Raw genomic sequence first — 17337 nt, 5'->3', positions numbered from 1 at the left:
CGTATAAAGAGCGGTGTTGATGAGGAGGCGGCAATTATATCAGAAGCCGGATAGTCCCATGCCTAGCGCGCGTCCAGCGCCTCCCTGAGCCGCCGCGCCAGCGCGGGCGCCTGCTCGGCCGGCACGTTGGCGAAGCCCAGCAGCAGCGCCGGAGGATGGCCGCCCTCCAGGCTGAAGGCGGACAGCGGCTGGCCGGCCAGGCCTCTGGCGTTCAGGCGAGCCGCCGCGGCGCGGTCGTCTTCGCCGTCGGGCAGCCAGGCGGTCAGTTGCAGGCCGACTGCCTGGCCGTCCAGCCGCAGCCGCGCGCCGCATTCGGCTTGCAAGGCGGCGGCCAGCGCGGCGCGGCGCTGGGCGTAGAGCGCGCGCATCCGCTTGATGTGGCGGGCGAAGTGCCCCTGGCTGAGAAAATCGGCCGCCGTCGCCTGATCAAGGATGGACGGCGCTGGGGAGAGCAGATTGCAGGCCTCGGCGAAGCGCGCCGCCTCGCTGGCGGGCGCCACCAGATAACCCAGGCGCAGCCCGGGAAACAGGGTCTTGCTGAAGCTGCCGATGTAGAGCACCCGGCCGGAACGGTCCAGGCTTCTCAAGGCGGGCAGCGGCGGGCCGTCGTAGCGGAATTCGCCGTCGTAGTCGTCCTCGACGATCCAGGCTTGCCGCCGCGCGGCCCAGTCCAGCAGCTCGAGCCGGCGCGGTAGCGACAGGGCCACGCCCAGCGGCGAATGATGGGAGGGCGTGCAGTAGGCCATTCGCGCGTCGGGAGCGCGGCGGATCGCCTCATCCACGCGCAATCCATCCCGATCCACCGGCGCCGGGGCAAGCCTGGCGCCGGCCAGCCGCAGCGCGCCGCTGGCGCGAAAGTAGCCGGGATCTTCCATCCAGACCGGATCGCCGGGGCGCAGCAGGGCATGCACCGCCAGCCCCAGCGCGGACTGGAAGCCGCTGGTGATGAATATCTGATCTGCGGAGCACTGGATGCCGCGAAACAGGGCCAGGTGGCGGACGATGGCCTCGCGCAGCGGCGGATAGCCCGCAGGGTCCGGGTAGTTCAGCCCCGTCAGCGACAAGGCCCGGGCGCGGCGGCCGGCAAGCCGCGCCCACAGCTTGCGCGGGAAGGCGTCCAGCGCGGGCAGCCCGAGCTGGAAGGGCCGTGGCGGGGCGGGCTCGGACGAGTCGGCCAGGACTGGCGTCGGACCGGCCGCCGAGGGGGGCGATGGATCGAGGCGTCGGGCCTCCAGTTGGGGATGGACCACGGTGCCGGCGGCGGCGCGGCTGAGCAGGAAGCCTTCCGCCAGCAATTGGCCGTAGGCCTGATCGACGGTGCCGCGCGAGATGCCGAGGTCGGCGGCCAGCACCCGCGTGGCCGGCAGGCGGGCGCCCGGCGGCAACTGGCCGACCAGGATGGCATCGCGGATGCGCAGATAGAGCTGGCGATGCAGCGGCGACGCGTGGCCGCGCAGCAATTCGAACTGGAGGGCATCGGGAATCATGGCCTGCTCGTTTTGACGATTTTTGGCTCTCATCATTGTACCATCCCGCCGGTATCTTGCCGGGTAGCCAAATGACCGCCAACCGACAAGGAATGCCGATGAACCATGCCGATACCGTATGCCGCGCCCAGACCTTCCGCCGCCTGCATCAGGGCTCAAGGCCGCTGCTGTTGCCCACTGTCTGGGACGCCTTGAGCGCCCGGGTGTTCGAGCAGGCCGGCTTCCCCGCACTGGCCACCAGCAGCGCCGCGGTAGCGTGGTCGCTGGGCTATCGCGACGGCGGCGAGTTGCCGCGCGAAGAGTTGCTGGCCGCCGTCGCCCGCATCGTCAGGGTGTTGCAGGCGCCGCTGAGCGTGGATCTGGAAGACGGTTTCGGTGATACGCCGGCCCAGGTGGCGGACACCGTCGCCGCGGTGGTCCGCGCCGGCGCGGCTGGCGTCAATCTGGAGGATGGCCGTTACGACGCCGCGGGCCGCTTCTCTCTGCGCGACGCGGACGAGATGCGCGAGCGCTTGCAAGCCGCCCGCGCCGCCGCGGACGCGCTGGAGGTGCCCATCTTCATCAATGCCCGCACCGATCTGTTCCTGCATGGCGCAGGCCCGGCCGAAGTCCGTTTCGACGAGACGCTGGCGCGGGCGCGGCTGTACCTGGACAGCGGCGCCGACGGCGTATTCCCCATGGGCCTGTCCGATCCTGCGCTGCTGGCAAAGCTGTGCGCGGCGCTGCCGGCGCCGGTCAACGCCGCCGCGATGCCCGGCTTGCCGGGCCTGGCCGAACTGTCCGCGCTCGGCGTGGCGCGCGTCAGCACCGCCATCGGTCCGGCGCTGGTGGCGATGCAGGCGCTGAGCCAGACGGCGGCGGTGTTGTGGGATGACGGCGACCTGTCGGCATTGGCCACCTCTCTGTCTTATCCCGACGCCCAAGCGCTGTTCGCGCCGCGCGGATGACGCCCATCCCCATTCAAGATTTTTCACAGGAGCACCGACTATGTCCCGATTTATCGATTACCCAACGCTGGCATCGCAAGGCTACCAGGCGCAGATGGCGCTGGAGCGCTACATCCGCGGCTGCGGCATCGACCACGCCTTGCTCGAGCTGGTGAAGACCCGCGTATCGCAGCTGAACGGCTGCGCCTTCTGCATCGACATGCATACCAAGGACGCGCGCGCCGCCGGCGAGACCGAGCAGCGCTTGTATCTGCTGTCGGCCTGGCGCGAGGCGTCGTGCTACACCGAGCGCGAGCGCGCCGCGCTGGCCTGGGCCGAGGCGTTGACGCGGGTGGCGTCGGGGCATCCGGAAGAGGCGCTGCGGGCTGAGCTGGCGCGCCATTTCGACGATAAGGAAATTGTCGATCTGACCTGGGCCATCGTCGCGATCAATGGCTGGAACCGCGTTTCCATCGGCTGCAACACGCCGGCCGGCGGCTACCAGCCGGGGCAGCACGCGCTCTGAAGCCTGTCTGTCCGGAGTTAAAGAGGCTTGCGCCATCGGCGGCGCAGGCCTTTTCCGCGTCAGAACGCGTAGCTCAGGCCGATGTCCGCGCTGAGACGGAAGCGGGTGCCGCCCAGGTCGCGGTCCAGCTTCTGCTGCGCCGCGGCGATGCCGCCGGCAGCGTGAAATTTCAGCCCGCGCACAGATACGAGCCCAACTGCCGGTACGCCACCTTGTCGTTCAGCCGGCCTATGGCCGATGCGGTGTAGGCGTTCTGTTGAAGGACATGTCGTTGGAGCGGTTGGCGGAGTCAGTCGCCGGCTTCGACGGGCTGAAATCGGATCGGATGGCGCCATTCCGGAAACAAGAAGTGCCAGAGCAGCGCGCAGACTGCCCCGCAGCACAGCATTGTAGCCAAGAGGGGCAACAAGCTGGATGCGCCAGCGCTGACGTCCAGATGACACAAGGTGGCGAAGAGGACCGCCATTGATGCCAACACGCCCAGTCCTTGCGCGAGCATGGGCTTGTTCATGGGGCGCCAGCTGGCTGGATCGATTCTCATGCTGACGAATACCGATGGAGCAAACCGCAGATCGGACCGCGAGGCCAGGCGCAACAGCAGGGAGAGTTTGAGCTCGTCGCCGTTGAGAAAGGTTCCGCGGGAAAATCTTCGCAGCGGGATGCGCTGCATCCGGACCGAGCCTTCGGCATCGCGATGCCAGAAGACCAGATCCCGGGTGATCGCTTTGCTGGTGGTGAATTCGGTTCGCACGTCAGGCTGGCCGTCTGTGGCTGGGACGATATCGCGCCAGGCGATGGTGCTTTCTTGCGATGGTCCATCCAGCAGCCAGGAGGACGGGGTTTTGTAATGGAGGGCCTTGTCGCTCAAGCTGAGTTGATGATGAGGGGGATGCCGCCAGCGCCGGAGAGCGGCGTATGCCGCGACCAGCGCAAGGGTGCCTAGGAAGAGGCTGAGCAGGATGCCGGCGGCTGGCTTGTTTTGAACATCCGGGAACAAGGGCATGGACAACATCGGCAGGCCGAATAGCGCGGTAACCGCGCCGATGATCAGGTGAATGGCGCGCAGCCGTTTCAGATTGGCCTGGCCGATCAGATCGCAGGATGCCGTTTGCAAAAGCCGGTTTGACAGCGGCAATAGGCGGTCTTGCGAGGCGATGGATGGTTTGCGATGGGATGGCGAAGGCATGCAGGCGTTTGGCTGTGGGTTTGGCTAAAGAAGCGTTGCAGGCTAGGGGTGGCGCGGCGCGGTGTCAATTCGGGCGTGCCGCCGGATTGCTGTTTGGCTTGGAGCAGGCGGCGTTGAATAGAGACGTCCCGCCGCCAAGGAGGGGCGGAACGTACTGCTAAAACGTCAATTCAGACTGGGTTCGCGCCTGGCGTCGGCCGAAGGCGTCTCCTGCCGGCTTATCGCTTGGTGCAGCTTGTCCATTTGTTCGTCCAGTCGGCGCACCGCTTCGGCGATGTTGTGGGTTTCGCCGGACAGGCTGCGGCTGGATTCGCCGACGGCGACGATGTCGCCTGCGAACTGCGAGAAGCCCTGGTTCTGGCTGGCCTCGGCCTGGGACACCTGCTGCAACAGGCCGGCCAGCTCGCCGGCGCCCTCTATGATGCCGGACAGCTTGCGCTGCGCGTCTTGGGCGTGGTCGCGGCCGGCTTGCATCTGCTGGTTGCCGTCGCGCATCGCCACCAGCGCCTCATTGGTGCCGTTGACGATCACCCGGATCTTGCTTTCGATGTCCTTGGTGGCGTTCTGGGTGCGCTCGGCCAGCTTCCTCACCTCGTCCGCCACCACCGCGAAGCCGCGGCCGGTTTCGCCGGCGCGCGCCGCTTCGATCGCGGCGTTCAGCGCCAAGAGATTGGTCTGGTCAGCGATGTCGCGGATCAGCTGCACGATGCCGCTGACCTCGGCGCTGCGCTGGCCTAGTTCTTCCAGCCGGTTCGAGGCGTGGCCTATCACTTCGCCGGCGCGGCCCAGCTGGTCCACCGCCTGGTTCATCGCCTTGCCGCCCTCGCGCGCGGCTTCGCCGGAGTTTTGCGCCAGCAGCGTGGCGGTGGTTGACTGTTCGGCGTTCTGGCTGGTGATCACCGCCATCTGTTGAGCGACGACGACCATGTCTTCGGAACGCTCGCGCTGTTCGGCCATGGTGCGCGCCATGCTGCCGGTGCTGTCGGCGATCTGGCGGCTGGCGCCGGAGGCGTCGCGGATCGAATGGCCGATCTGCTCCATCATCCGCGCCAGCGCCTCGCCGGCCCGTTCGGCTTCGGCGCGGGCGGTTTCCAGTTTCTCGAAGCTCTTGCTCTTGGCCTTGTCGAAGGCCAGCGCCAACACCAGCACCACCAGCGACAAGCCGGCCAGCGACTTGGCCTGCAGCTTGGGCAGCTCCTCATGCGGCAATGGGCTCTTGGGCAGGGCGTCGATGCCGGACAGCCACATGATGATGCCCACTGCGGCCAGCGACATCGCCAGCCAGAACATGCCGGAGCGGCGGGTGGCGATGAAGACGGCGGTGAACGGAATGGCGGCGAACCACATCAGGCTGGTGGACAGGATGCCGCCGTTGACGAACACCATCCAGCACACCATCGCGTACATGCAGCTGGTGATGAACTCGGCGGTGGCGCGCACCGCGCCGCTGAGCCGGAGCAGCAGCGGGCCGCACAGCAGCCCCAGTCCGCCCAGCGCGATGCCTTCGGCCATCGGGTAATGGCCCAGCATCAGGTATTCGATGGCGAACAGCGGCGCCATCAGGCCGGCCAGCAAGCCGACGCCGACTACGGTGCGCGCGCGTATCGCCTGTTCCGGAATCTGCCGGACATGGTCCGGGATGAACCATTCGGTGATGGCTTGTATCGACATGGATTCCCCTCCAAAGGATGTTCCGTTTGCAAAGCGCGCTGATTTGTAATGGTTTTATCGAGGACGCGCGCCGTGCAGAACTTTAAAACAAATGTTTGATTGGAGGCAATATGCCGATGGGCTGGCCGGCGTCAGCCGGCGATCAGCAAAGGCGCGCCGCCGGCTTCTAGATGGGCGCGGCGGATGGGGTCGGCGTCGGCTTCGATGATCAGGGTGCCGATGTCGGCCAGCGGGGCGACGATGAAGGGCGAGGCGGTGTCCAGTTTTTCATTGGTGACGGCCAGCACGGTATGGCCGCATTGCTCGACCAGATGGCGCTTGAACGCGGCCTCGTCGGCCATCACCGTGCCCACGCCCAGTTCGCCGTCTACCGAGCACGTGCCGAGAAAGCAGATGTCCGGCCGCATCGTGTCCAGCATCCGGGTGGCGGTGGTGCCCAGCGCGTCGCCGCTTTGATGGTTGAGGCTGCCGCCCAGCACCAGCACCGACAGCTGCTTCTGGCCGAACAGCGCGGCGGCGATCGGGATGGAGTTGGTGGCCACCATCAGCGGCAGCTGTTCCGGCAAGGCGCGGGCGATTTCCAGATTGGTGGTGCCGCCGTCCAGGAACACGAACTGGCCGGGCTTGAGCAGCCGCACCGCGGCGGCGGCCAGCCGGGCCTTGCGCTCGGTGTTTTCGTGGCGGCGTTGCAGGAAACCGTGGCGATTCGGCGTCAGCGCGATGGCGCCGCCATACACGCGCTGGCAGGCGCCGTCCGCCGCCAGCTCGCGCAGATCGCGGCGTATCGAATCCTCGGACACGCCGAGCGACGCAGCCAGCTCGCCGGCGTAAACCCGGCCGTGCAGCCGCAATTGCTCGCGGATGTATTGATGGCGGCCGGAAGGCGGGTTGGCGCTTGCGCGTTCTTTGGACATGGCGGAATCGAAGTCAAACGGAATGGCGGAAGTGTTGCACGATCGTGCAGACGCAGTCAAAGAAATGGCAGGTTTTTCGCGGGAGTGTGCATGTTTGTTTGCCTGATTTTGCGTGATCGTGCACAATTCGGTGATGCGAACACGGAGATTCTGATATGCGACTGATTGTTTCCGATCTGGATGGCACCCTGCTGGACAAGGACTCGCGGGTGGCGGACGAGACGCGCGACGCTTTGCAGGTGGCGGTCGAGCGAGGCATCGCCCTGGCCGTCGCCACCGGCCGGCACGAAAGCCAAGTACGGAAGCTGTGGCCGCGGGATCTGCCGCCGGTGCCGGTGATCAGCGCCAACGGCGCGCGCATCCACTTGGCGGACGGGACGTTGCTGCATCAGAGCCGGCTGGCGCCGTCGCTGCTGGCCAGGCTGCTGCGGCCGGAGCTGATCCGGGAGACCGAGCTGGGCGTCTACCGCGACGATTGCATCATGGCTTACCACAGCCGGCGCGAATTCAGCCATTACACCGGGGAAGTGGCGGAAATCGAGGATCTGGCAGGCTTCCAGGCCGATGACGTGTCCAAGGTGATCTTTTGCGGCACGCCGGAGCAGTTGAAGGAAGTGGAGGCCGACATCGCCCGCGAGCTGGGCGATGAAGTGTCCATGACTTATTCCCACATCTGTTATCTGGAGGTGATGGCGCCGGGCGTGCACAAGGGCAGCGCGCTGCGCCGTCTGCTCGACCATCTGGGCATTGGCGCGGAAGACTGCGCCGCCTTCGGCGACAACCTCAACGACGCGGAAATGCTGGCGCTGGCCGGCTTGCCGCACGTGATGGCCAACGCGCATCCGGAGTTGAAGCGCCGCCTGCCGGACGCGCCGGTGATAGGCGACCACGACCAGGCGGGCGTGGCGCGGCAGCTGCGCAGCCTGTTGGAGCGAGAGCAACGCCCTGCCTGATGTCCGACCAAACAAAAAAACGGCCCATGCGGGCCGTTTTCGTTTTGATCGCGGGGGCGATCAGCTTGCCGGGGTCTGCTCCGCCTGCAGCGCAGTCAGGGCGATGGTGTAGACGATGTCGTCCACCAGCGCGCCGCGCGACAGGTCGTTGACCGGCTTGCGCAGGCCTTGCAGCATCGGGCCCACCGACACCACGTTGGCGGAGCGCTGCACCGCCTTGTAGGTGGTGTTGCCGGTGTTCAGGTCCGGGAACACGAACACGGTGGCGCGGCCGGCGACCTGGCTGTCCGGGGCCTTCTGGCGGCCGACGGACTCCACCGAGGCGGCGTCGTACTGCATCGGGCCGTCGATCAGCAGGTCAGGGCGTTTTTCCTGGGCGATGCGGGTGGCTTCGCGCACTTTTTCCACGTCGGTGCCGCTGCCGGACGAGCCGGTGGAGTAGGAGATCATCGCCACGCGCGGGGTGATGCCGAAGGCCACGGCCGAGTCGGCGGACTGGATGGCGATGTCGGCCAGCTGTTCCGCGGTCGGGTCCGGGTTCACCGCGCAGTCGCCGTACACGTACACCTGTTCCGGCATCAGCATGAAGAAGACGGACGATACAATGCTGGAGCCCGGAGCGGTCTTGATCAGCTGCAGCGCCGGACGGATGGTGTTGGCGGTGGTGTGCACGGCGCCGGAAACCAGGCCGTCCACTTCGTTCATCGCCAGCATCATGGTGCCCAGCACCACGGTGTCTTCCAGCTGGGCCAGCGCCATCGGTTCGTTCAGGCCCTTGCCCTTGCGCAGCTCGACCATCGGTCCCACGTACTGGCCGCGGATTTCGTTCGGATCCAGGATCTCGACCGATTCCGGCAGCGTTACGCCCTGGGTTTCGGCCACTTGCAGGATCTCGGCGCGGTTGCCCAAGAGCACGCAGCGGGCGATGCCTTTTTCCTGGCAGATGGCGGCGGCCTGGATGGTGCGCGGCTCGTTGCCTTCCGGCAGCACGATGCGCTTGTTGGCCTTGCGGGCCTTTTCCATCAGCTGGAAGCGGAAGGCCGGCGGCGGCAGGCGGATTTCGCGCGGCTCGCCGACGCTCTGCTTCAGCGTGGACACGTCGAGGAATTCGGCGACGTGCTCGATCACCTTTTCCATCCGCTCCAGGTCGTCGGACGGCACCTGGTGGCTCATCGCGTTCAGCGCGCTGGCGGTTTCCATCGAGTTCAGCGAGGTGGCCAGCACAGGCAAGCCGCCGGTGAAGGCTTGCTGGCACAGCTGCTGGATGCGCGGATCCGGTTCGGAGTCGCAGGTCAGCAGCAGGCCGGCCAGCGGCACGCCGTTCATCGCGGCCATCGAGGTGGCCATCACCACGTCTTCGCGCTCGCCCGGGGTGATGATCAGCGCGCCCGGCTTCAGCAGGTTGACGATGTTGGGCGCGGTGCGGGCGGCCACCACCATGTTGCGCACGCGGCGATTGGCTTGCTGGCCGGCGTGCACCACATTGGCGTTCAGATAGCGGGCCACATCCTGGGTGCGCGGCGCCAGCAGTTCCTGCTGGTACGGGATCACGCCCAGCAGCGGCAGGCCGGCTTTCTTCAGATTGCCGGATTCCTGCACCTCGCGCGCCAGCTCGGCGCGGTCGGCGCCAGGCAGCACGTGGTTGAGGATGTAGCCGGACACGGTTTGCGCGCCGAAGGCCTGGATGTTCATTTCCAGCTGTTCGGCGATTTCCGTCGCGTTCAGCGCCTTGACCGAGCTCACCAGGATGGTCTGGGCCTGCAGGTTGCGGGCGATCTTGGTGTTGAGGAAGGTGGAGAACACCTGCTTCTGGTCGGGCACCAGGCCCTCCACGATCACCACGTCCACGTTTTGCGAGGCTTGCTGGAACAGGCTCACCACCTCTTCCATCAACTGGTCAACCTGGCCTTGCGACAGCAGGTGCTCGACGCGGTCCATGCTGATCGGCTGCGGCGGGTTCAGGCGGCAGATGGCCTGGGCGAAGTGGGTGGAGCGCTCGGCTTCGCCGTCCTTGGTGTCCTGGGCGATGGGCTTGACGAAGCCCACGCGCAGGCCGGCCTGTTCCAGCGAGCGGATCGCGCCCAGCGTGACCGAAGTCAGGCCGGCGTTGAAGCCGGTGGGGGCAAGAAAGAATGTCTGCATGATCGCTTGCCTTCCTTACTTGGCCAGACCGGCCAGTTCGGCGGTGTCCATGGCGATCATCAGTTCTTCATTGGTGTTGATCACCAGCGCCGGCACGGAATCGGCGGCGGTGATGCGGCCGGCCTTGCCGCGGATGCACGCTTCGTTGGCGGCGGCGTCCAGCTTCAGGCCCAGGAAGCCCAGCTGGTTGATCACTTCAGCGCGCAGGAAGGAGGAGTTCTCGCCGATGCCGCCGGTGAACACCACGGCGTCCAGGCGGCCGGCGCCCACGCTCATCGAGGCCACGTACTTGGCCAGGCGGTAGGCGAACACTTCCAGCGCGCGCTTGGCGCCTTCGTGGCCCTTGGCGGCGGCTTCTTCCAGTTCGCGGCAGTCGTTGGACAGCTCGGACAGGCCCAACAGGCCGGATTCCTTGTTCAGCATATTGGTGATGGACGTGATGTCCATGCCGCGCTCGGTGGCCAGGTAGCCGAACACGCTGGGGTCGATGTCGCCGGAGCGGGTGCCCATCACCAGGCCTTCCAGCGGGGTCAGGCCCATCGAGGTGTCGGCGCACTTGCCGTTGCGGATGGCGGAGATGGACGCGCCGTTGCCGAGGTGGGCGATCACCAGGCTGGTTTCATCGGCCGGCTTGCCCAGCATCTTGGCGGCTTCTTCGGCCACGAAGCGGTAGCTGGTGCCGTGCATGCCGTAGCGGCGCAGGCTGTTCTCGCGGTACAGCTTCATCGGCACCGCGTACAGGTAGGCCTTCTCCGGCATGGTCTGGTGGAAGGAGGTGTCGAACACGGCCACTTGCGGCAGGCTCGGGAATTCCTTGATCGCGGTGCGGATGCCCAGGATGTGCGCCGGATTGTGCAGCGGCGCCAGCTTGATGCAGCGCTCGATCTCGTCGATGGCGGTTTCGTCCAGCAGCGCGGATTGCTTGAAGTGCTCGCCGCCGTGCACCACGCGGTGGCCGATGGCCTTCACGCTGTCCAGCAGCGACACTTGCTGCAGCTTTTCGATGATGGCGTGCATGGCCGCGGCGTGGTCAGGAGCCGACAGCAGGGCGGTCTGCTTGCCGCCGTCGTGCTTGAAGGTGATGCAGGCGTCGGCCAGGCCCAGTTTCTCGGCCAGGCCGGTCATGACCGCTTCATGGCTGGCGCTGTCGATCAGCGCGAATTTCAGGGAGGAGCTGCCGCAATTGATGACGAGGATGCTGGAATTCATAGCTTTGAACATGTAATTTGAAAAAAAAGGATGAAATCGGTGAAATAATCCACTGCGATGCGCTTGCAGCCAATTTGCTGCCGGAGCGGAGGCGGCGGCCGGTGGGCCGCGCGGCCGGTTTCCTTACCGTGTGGTAGCGCATGGCGGGCGGTTTAGCCAGCCTGTTGTTGCGCCCGGGCATCCCGGGGCGTATCGATCCATCCGCTTCGCCATATCAAGGCCTTAGCCGGGCCATGGGGCGGGCGGATGAGCAGTCCGGCCTGGTCAAGGCGAAAATCAGACAGTCGATGTGGCAACAAAGTCGAGCCTAGTATATCACTATAAATTAACGGCTTCTAATGTTGCGGCGCACTAAACTTGGCAAGTCTTTGATTTTAATTAACCGCCATGCAGATTGTTTGCCATTGACAGGGGGTAGGGGCATATCACTCGACAAGTTCGTGTCTGAACAGAATTGTCACAAAGAATTAACGCTTGCCCCGGGGGAGGGGGGAGGGCATAATTCCGCCCTCGTAAGACAGGGTTCCCCCTTGTTTTGATTGATTGTTTTTGATAGTCCCGCAAACTCGTCCCGAGCGAGATTCGGCTGGTCTTATATCTTCTTCCACGGAGGTGTGGGAATAATGTCTGATCTGGCTTCTGCTCAACTGCTTCAAGCATCCGCAGCCCAGCTACCCGTTTATACCTATTTTGATCCCGCGTTCTACGCCAAGGAGCAGGAGCTGCTGTTCGCAGACGCTCCGCAGTACTATGGCCATGAGCTGATGGCGCCCAATCCCGGCGACTATCACACGCTGGAGTGGCTGGGCCACGGCAAGATGCTCAAGAACGTGGACGGCGAGATCAAGCTGATCTCCAACGTCTGCCGCCATCGCCAGGCCGTCATCTACAAAGGCCGCGGCAACGGCAATCACATCGTCTGCAATCTGCACGGCTGGACCTACGACGCCGGCGGCAAACTGGTGGGCGCGCCGCATTTCCCGGAAACGCCATGCCTGAATCTGGGCCAGACCAAGCTGGCACGCTGGAACGGCCTGCTGTTCGACGCCCGCCGCAATGTGGCGGCCGATCTGGAGATGCTGGGCGTCGCCAAGCATATGACCTTCGACGGCTATGCCTTCCACTCGACCCAGTCCGCCGAGTACGACTTCAACTGGAAAACCTTCATTGAAGTGTACTCCGAGGACTACCACGTCGATCCCTTCCACCCCGGCCTTGGCAACTTCGTCGATTGCGGCGACCTGAAATGGGAGTGGGGCGACAGCTACCACGTGCAGACCGTGGGCGTGAAAAACCGCCTGGCGCGCGCCGGCTCCAAGGTATACGGCAAGTGGCACGAGGAAGTGCGCCGCCGCTACGAGGAGCGGCAACCCGAGTTCGGCGCCATCTGGCTGACCTACTACCCCAATATCATGGTGGAGTGGTATCCGCACGTGCTGGTGGTCAGCGTGGTGATTCCGCGCGGTCCGGAGAAGTGCACGGTGATCACCGAGTTCTACTACCCGGAGGATGTGGTGTGGTTCGAGCCGGAGTTCATCGAGGCCGAGCAGGCCGCCTACTTCGAAACCGCCAAGGAAGACGACGAGATCTGCATCCGCATGCACGAAGGCCGCAAGGCGCTGTGGATGGCCGGCGTCAACGAGGTGGGCCCGTACCAGTCCCCGACCGAGGAAGGCATGCAGCACTTCCATGAGTATTATCGACGCCTGATGGGCGCGGCATTGGCTGGCTGAATAGGCAAGTTAAATGCCATAATGCAGGGGCGCGGGAGATTCCGCGCCTTTTTTTATCCTCCCATCGGCCAAGATCATGTCCGCAATTTTCCGCATGTTGGTGCTGGGCGCGCTGCTGGCCAGTCCGCTCGCGCTGGCGGCCACTTACGCCGATCCGGTCAGCAAGGCGCGCTTCACGCTGCCGCCTGGCTGGAAGGTGCGCGCCAGCGTCGCCAATCGGGTTCGGGTGCTGAAGGTGATTCCGCCCAAGGCCGACCAGCGCGAGCGCGCCGCCATCGAGGTGCAGATCGGCGTGCGCAAGCCGGGACGCAGCGATACGCTGCCGCGATTGTCGGCGATGTTCCGCCAGGAGGACGGCGACCGCGAGGCGGCCAACTTCGTCCGCGTCAACCAGAAGGCGGGCCGCCTGATCACCGAGTATCGCGACGGCCGCTTCGTGTCCAACCGGCTGTGGATCGTGCGCCATAATCTGCATGTGATCCAGTTGGTGGACAAGAACCGGCTGCTGGAGGCGCGCTGCACCGCCAACGCGTCGGAGTTCAAGACCTATCGCCGCCAGATGGAGTCCATTTGTCTGAGCGTGGCTTTGGCCAAGAAATAAGAGTATGCAATCGCGGCCCGCGGGCCGCGCAGCAGGGAAGGCAAGAAAGTGCTTGTGCGTTGCAGGTTGGCGGGTTTTCGCCTGGGTTCCGGCTGGATGGTGGTGGCCGCGGTGTTTTTCGCCCTGATGGGCTTGTTCGTCAAGCTGGGCGCGGAGCATTTCTCGTCGACGGAGCTGGTGTTCTGGCGCACCTTGATCGGCGTGCTGACGTTGGGTGGGGCTGCGCTGTGGCGGCGGGAGCGCTTCGCCACCCCGCTGCTGCGCTATCATCTGCAGCGCGGCGTGATCGGCTACACCTCGCTGCTGATGTCGTTTTACGCCATTGCCCACCTGCCGTTGGCGACGGCGTCGACGTTGACCTACACCTCGCCAATGTTTCTGGCCTTGCTGTCCGTCGCGCTGTTGCGCGAGCGGCTGCCGGCGCAGGCGCTGGGCGGGCTGGCGCTGGGCTTCGTCGGCGTGGTATTGCTGCTGAAGCCGACCTTGTCCGGCGACGTCTGGTTCGCGGGCCTGCTGGGGCTGGCTTCCGGTTTTCTGGCCGGCTGGTCTTACCTGCATGTGCGAGAGCTGGGGCGGCAGGGCGAGGCCGAATGGCGGGTGGTGTTCTATTTCGCGTTGATTTCCACCGTCGGCGGCCTGCTGCTGATGTGTTTCGAGCGTTGGCACCCGGTGACGCTGGGCAATGTGGGCTTGCTGCTGGGCGTCGGCGCGACCGCCACGCTGGCGCAACTGGCGATGACCCGCGCCTACAAGGTGGGGCGCAAATTGACTGCGGCCAATCTGTCCTATCTGACCGTGGTGTTTTCCTGCCTGCTGGGCGCGCTGGTGTGGGGTGATGCGTTGACGGCGGATTCGCTGCTGGCGATGGGCTTGATCGTGGTCAGCGGCATGTTGGCTGGACGGCGCTAGAATACAGTCAAAGCGCTTGCGACAATCAAACAGGAGTGGAGAAGCAAATGATCTCGATCCGTGAGCAGGATTATGGCCTGGATGTGGCTTTGTTCAACGAGTTCACGCTGGCCGATTTCCAGCTGCTGGAGCAGGCCTTGCTCAAGCGGCTGGAAGAGCGCGACAAACCGGACATGTTGCTGGACCTGACCGAACTGAAAGACTTCACGCTGGACATGGCGATGGAGGAGGTGCGCTTCATGCGCGCGCATGAGGAAAAGCTGGGCCGCGTCGCCATCGTTGTCGGCGACGTGTGGATACGCCTGGCCACCCACATCGCCGGCCTGCTGTCCCACACCCATGTGCAGTATTTCGATCTGATAGAAGAAGCGCAGGCCTGGCTGGCGCGTCCCGTCGCGGCTTGATTTTGCGGCGGATGGCGGTACAGTAGCGGTTTTTGTTCGACGCGAAAGAATAAAAGCCGATGCTGAAAAGCCTTTCCAGCCGCCTGGCGGCTGAGCTTGCCGTCCGCGAATCCCAGGTGGCGGCCACCGTCGAGTTGATCGACGGCGGCGCCACCGTTCCCTTCATCGCCCGTTACCGCAAGGAAGTCACCGGCGGTCTGGACGATACCCAGCTGCGCACGCTGGCCGAACGCCTGGTCTACCTGCGCGAGATGGACGACCGCCGCGACAGCATCCTCAAGAGCATCGCCGAGCAGGGCAAGCTCACCCCGGAACTGGAAGCGGCCCTCTACGCCAGCGACAACAAGACCACGCTGGAAGACCTGTACCTCCCCTACAAGCCCAAGCGCCGAACCAAGGCGCAGATCGCCCGCGAAGCCGGCTTGGAGCCGTTGGCCGACAGCCTGCTGGCCGATCCGTCTCAGGATCCGAACGCGCTGGCAGAAACCTACCTCAACGCCGAAGCCGGTGGTGTCGCCGATGTCAAAGCGGCATTGGACGGCGCGCGCGCCATCCTGATTGAGCGCTTCGCCGAGGATGCCGAGCTCTTGGGCCAGCTGCGCGAAAAGCTGTGGAACGAGGGCGAACTGGCCGCCGCCGTGGTGGCGGGCAAGGAAAACGAAGGCGCCAAGTTCTCCGACTACTTCGATCATCGCGAACACATCAAGGCGATGCCGTCGCATCGCGCGCTGGCGCTCTTGCGCGGCCGCAACGAGGGCGTGCTGAGCGTCGCGCTGAAATACCAGCCGGACGAAACGCCGATCACCGAGCGCTCGTCTTATGAAATGCTGATCGCCGCCCGTTTCGGCGTCAAGGATGCCGGCCGCGCGGCCGACAAGTGGCTGTTGGACGGCGTGCGCCTGTGCTGGCGCGCCAAGATCTTCCTGTCGCTGGAGCTGGAGCTGGTGTCGCGGTTGAAAGACGCCGCCGACGGCGAGGCGATCAAGGTGTTCGCCGCCAACCTGCACGATCTGCTGCTGGCCGCGCCGGCCGGCCGCCGCGCGACGCTGGGCCTGGACCCGGGCCTGCGCACCGGCTGCAAGGTGGCTGTGGTCGACGATACCGGCAAGGTGCTGGACACCACCGCCATCTACCCGCACGAGCCGCGCCGCGAATGGGACAAATCCATCGCCATCCTCGGCGCGCTGTGCGTGCGCCACAAGGTGGATTTGATTTCCATCGGCAACGGCACCGCCAGCCGCGAAACCGACAAGCTGGCCCAGGACCTGATCAAGGCCTTCCCGCAATTGGGTATGACCAAGATCGTGGTGTCGGAGGCCGGCGCCTCGGTGTATTCGGCGTCTGAGCTGGCGGCCAAGGAATTTCCGGATATGGATGTCAGCCTGCGCGGCGCGGTGTCCATCGCCCGCCGCCTGCAGGACCCGTTGGCCGAGTTGGTGAAGATCGACCCCAAATCCATCGGCGTCGGCCAGTACCAACATGACGTCAATCAGAGCCAACTGGCCCGCGCGCTGGATGGCGTGGTGGAGGATTGTGTGAACGCGGTGGGCGTTGACGTCAACACCGCCTCGGTGCCGCTGCTGACCCGCATCTCCGGCCTTAATGCCACGCTGGCATCCAATATCGTCTCCTATCGAGACCAGAATGGCGCCTTCCGCACTCGCAAGGAATTGCTGAAAGTGCCGCGCCTGGGCGACAAGACCTTCGAGCAGGCTGCCGGCTTCCTGCGCATCGCCGGCGGCGACAACCCGTTGGATGCATCGTCGGTGCACCCGGAGGCCTACCCGGTGGTGGAGAAAATCGTGGCCAAGGCTGGCCGAGACGTGAAGACCCTGATCGGCGACTCCGCTTTCCTGAAGTCGGTGCGCGCCACCGATTACACCGATGAGCGCTTCGGCTTGCCGACGGTGATGGATATCCTCAAGGAGCTGGACAAGCCGGGCCGAGATCCGCGTCCGGAATTCAAGACCGCCACCTTCCAGGATGGCGTCGAGGACATCAAGCATCTGCAGCCGGGCATGGTGCTGGAGGGGGTGGTTACCAACGTCGCCAACTTCGGCGCCTTCGTCGACATCGGCGTGCACCAGGACGGCCTGGTCCACATCTCGGCGCTGTCCAACAAGTTCATCGATGATCCGCGCAAGGTGGTCAAGGCCGGCGACGTGGTCAAGGTGAAAGTGCTGGAGGTGGACGTGGCGCGCAAGCGCATTGCGTTGACGATGCGGCTGGATGACGAGATTGGCTCCGGCAATAGCCGAGGCGGCCGAAGCGAATCCCGCTCCGACAACCGTCCGCGCTTGCCGCGCGGCCAGTCTTCCGCGCCGCAGGGCGATACCGCGATGGCCGCAGCCTTCGCCAAGCTGCGCAAGAACTGAGTTTGACTATATAGATGTGTTTGAACAGGCCGGCGGGAACGCCGGCCTGTTTGTTTTTGCTTGTGGCGATGGGAGTGAAGCAAGTTGCCATCAGCTTTGTTGAGGGCTTTTGCAAATACCCCCTGTTCATATCTTCAGCCAGATCATGGGCTTGTTTGCGATTGGGTGGTTTGGAGATGAATTTTCCTGCTTTTTCTCGCAAAAGGTGTTGACGGGTCAGGGGTCCGGGCGTATAGTTCGCCTCCTCAGCTGACGCAGCGAACGAAACAGCGGAAACGAAACGGTTCCGGTGATGACGACG

At 64.9% G+C, this 17337-nt stretch carries 15 protein-coding genes; 8 read left to right on the top strand and 7 right to left on the bottom strand.

The window, feature by feature from the left end; genetic code table 11:
* Positions 1 to 62: 62 nt before the first annotated feature.
* Positions 63 to 1523, bottom strand: coding sequence for a MocR-like pyridoxine biosynthesis transcription factor PdxR (gene pdxR, locus VA599_RS17475; RefSeq protein ID WP_346789780.1), 1461 nt, complete (start codon positions 1521 to 1523; stop codon positions 63 to 65).
* Between the two features lie 62 nt (positions 1524 to 1585).
* Here pdxR and VA599_RS17470 point away from each other — a divergent pair, with 62 nt between their 5' ends.
* A complete protein-coding gene (locus VA599_RS17470; RefSeq protein WP_346789779.1) occupies positions 1586 to 2434 on the top strand; it encodes an isocitrate lyase/PEP mutase family protein in 849 nt (282 codons plus the stop codon).
* 40 nt (positions 2435 to 2474) lie between these two features.
* Positions 2475 to 2939, top strand: a complete 465-nt coding sequence (locus VA599_RS17465; protein ID WP_346789778.1) for a carboxymuconolactone decarboxylase family protein — start codon at positions 2475 to 2477, stop codon at positions 2937 to 2939.
* Between the two features lie 59 nt (positions 2940 to 2998).
* Here the strand turns inward: VA599_RS17465 and VA599_RS17460 are convergent, their stop codons facing one another.
* The 4 genes from VA599_RS17460 to VA599_RS17445 form a co-directional block, all read right to left on the bottom strand.
* The gene (locus VA599_RS17460; protein ID WP_346789777.1) at positions 2999 to 3121 is read right to left on the bottom strand and encodes a hypothetical protein; all 123 of its coding nucleotides are present in this window, start codon (positions 3119 to 3121) and stop codon (positions 2999 to 3001) included.
* Between the two features lie 107 nt (positions 3122 to 3228).
* Positions 3229 to 4125, bottom strand: coding sequence for a hypothetical protein (locus VA599_RS17455; protein ID WP_346789776.1), 897 nt, complete (start codon positions 4123 to 4125; stop codon positions 3229 to 3231).
* A 165-nt stretch (positions 4126 to 4290) separates the two neighbouring features.
* Positions 4291 to 5796 (bottom strand): methyl-accepting chemotaxis protein, encoded by a 1506-nt coding sequence (locus VA599_RS17450; protein ID WP_346789775.1) that lies wholly within the window; start codon positions 5794 to 5796, stop codon positions 4291 to 4293.
* A 131-nt stretch (positions 5797 to 5927) separates the two neighbouring features.
* The gene (locus VA599_RS17445; protein WP_346789774.1) at positions 5928 to 6710 is read right to left on the bottom strand and encodes a DeoR/GlpR family DNA-binding transcription regulator; all 783 of its coding nucleotides are present in this window, start codon (positions 6708 to 6710) and stop codon (positions 5928 to 5930) included.
* Positions 6711 to 6865: 155 nt separating this feature from the next.
* On the opposite strand from VA599_RS17445, the gene VA599_RS17440 reads away from it, so the two are divergent.
* On the top strand, positions 6866 to 7663 hold the full coding sequence (locus VA599_RS17440; protein WP_346789773.1) for a Cof-type HAD-IIB family hydrolase: 798 nt from the start codon (positions 6866 to 6868) through the stop codon (positions 7661 to 7663).
* Positions 7664 to 7723: 60 nt separating this feature from the next.
* Here VA599_RS17440 and pta read toward each other — a convergent pair whose 3' ends face one another.
* Both pta and VA599_RS17430 read right to left on the bottom strand, forming a co-directional pair.
* Positions 7724 to 9805, bottom strand: coding sequence for a phosphate acetyltransferase (gene pta, locus VA599_RS17435; protein ID WP_021478347.1), 2082 nt, complete (start codon positions 9803 to 9805; stop codon positions 7724 to 7726).
* 15 nt (positions 9806 to 9820) lie between these two features.
* Positions 9821 to 11014 (bottom strand): acetate kinase, encoded by a 1194-nt coding sequence (locus VA599_RS17430; RefSeq protein WP_346789772.1) that lies wholly within the window; start codon positions 11012 to 11014, stop codon positions 9821 to 9823.
* Between the two features lie 623 nt (positions 11015 to 11637).
* Here VA599_RS17430 and VA599_RS17425 point away from each other — a divergent pair.
* From VA599_RS17425 to VA599_RS17405, 5 genes are all read left to right on the top strand, one after another.
* The gene (locus tag VA599_RS17425) at positions 11638 to 12747 is read left to right on the top strand and encodes an aromatic ring-hydroxylating oxygenase subunit alpha (RefSeq protein ID WP_346789771.1); all 1110 of its coding nucleotides are present in this window, start codon (positions 11638 to 11640) and stop codon (positions 12745 to 12747) included.
* A gap of 76 nt (positions 12748 to 12823) precedes the next feature.
* Positions 12824 to 13348 carry a hypothetical protein gene (locus VA599_RS17420; protein WP_346789769.1) on the top strand — a complete coding sequence of 175 codons (525 nt, stop codon included), beginning with the start codon at positions 12824 to 12826 and terminating at the stop codon, positions 13346 to 13348.
* Positions 13349 to 13444: 96 nt separating this feature from the next.
* Positions 13445 to 14257 (top strand): DMT family transporter, encoded by an 813-nt coding sequence (locus tag VA599_RS17415; protein ID WP_429838878.1) that lies wholly within the window; start codon positions 13445 to 13447, stop codon positions 14255 to 14257.
* A gap of 47 nt (positions 14258 to 14304) precedes the next feature.
* Entirely contained in the window at positions 14305 to 14661 is a 357-nt protein-coding gene (locus VA599_RS17410) for a SpoIIAA family protein (RefSeq protein WP_021478352.1), read from the top strand.
* A 59-nt stretch (positions 14662 to 14720) separates the two neighbouring features.
* On the top strand, positions 14721 to 17036 hold the full coding sequence (locus tag VA599_RS17405) for a Tex family protein (protein WP_346789765.1): 2316 nt from the start codon (positions 14721 to 14723) through the stop codon (positions 17034 to 17036).
* Positions 17037 to 17337: the final 301 nt, after the last annotated feature.

Source organism: Chromobacterium indicum (assembly GCF_039708975.1).
In the GTDB taxonomy this organism is placed as follows: domain Bacteria; phylum Pseudomonadota; class Gammaproteobacteria; order Burkholderiales; family Chromobacteriaceae; genus Chromobacterium; species Chromobacterium piscinae.
Note: the sequence above shows the minus strand (reverse complement) of the source record. Positions and strands in the feature narration are given on the sequence as shown.

Coding starts and splice junctions, on each gene's coding strand:
- pdxR (WP_346789780.1), bottom strand. CDS start 1,523: ATGATGAGAGCCAAAAATCGTCAAAACGAGCAGGCCATGATTCCCGAT.
- VA599_RS17470 (WP_346789779.1), top strand. CDS start 1,586: ATGAACCATGCCGATACCGTATGCCGCGCCCAGACCTTCCGCCGCCTG.
- VA599_RS17465 (WP_346789778.1), top strand. CDS start 2,475: ATGTCCCGATTTATCGATTACCCAACGCTGGCATCGCAAGGCTACCAG.
- VA599_RS17455 (WP_346789776.1), bottom strand. CDS start 4,125: ATGCCTTCGCCATCCCATCGCAAACCATCCATCGCCTCGCAAGACCGC.
- VA599_RS17450 (WP_346789775.1), bottom strand. CDS start 5,796: ATGTCGATACAAGCCATCACCGAATGGTTCATCCCGGACCATGTCCGG.
- VA599_RS17445 (WP_346789774.1), bottom strand. CDS start 6,710: ATGTCCAAAGAACGCGCAAGCGCCAACCCGCCTTCCGGCCGCCATCAA.
- VA599_RS17440 (WP_346789773.1), top strand. CDS start 6,866: ATGCGACTGATTGTTTCCGATCTGGATGGCACCCTGCTGGACAAGGAC.
- pta (WP_021478347.1), bottom strand. CDS start 9,805: ATGCAGACATTCTTTCTTGCCCCCACCGGCTTCAACGCCGGCCTGACT.
- VA599_RS17430 (WP_346789772.1), bottom strand. CDS start 11,014: ATGAATTCCAGCATCCTCGTCATCAATTGCGGCAGCTCCTCCCTGAAA.
- VA599_RS17425 (WP_346789771.1), top strand. CDS start 11,638: ATGTCTGATCTGGCTTCTGCTCAACTGCTTCAAGCATCCGCAGCCCAG.
- VA599_RS17420 (WP_346789769.1), top strand. CDS start 12,824: ATGTCCGCAATTTTCCGCATGTTGGTGCTGGGCGCGCTGCTGGCCAGT.
- VA599_RS17415 (WP_429838878.1), top strand. CDS start 13,445: ATGGTGGTGGCCGCGGTGTTTTTCGCCCTGATGGGCTTGTTCGTCAAG.
- VA599_RS17410 (WP_021478352.1), top strand. CDS start 14,305: ATGATCTCGATCCGTGAGCAGGATTATGGCCTGGATGTGGCTTTGTTC.
- VA599_RS17405 (WP_346789765.1), top strand. CDS start 14,721: ATGCTGAAAAGCCTTTCCAGCCGCCTGGCGGCTGAGCTTGCCGTCCGC.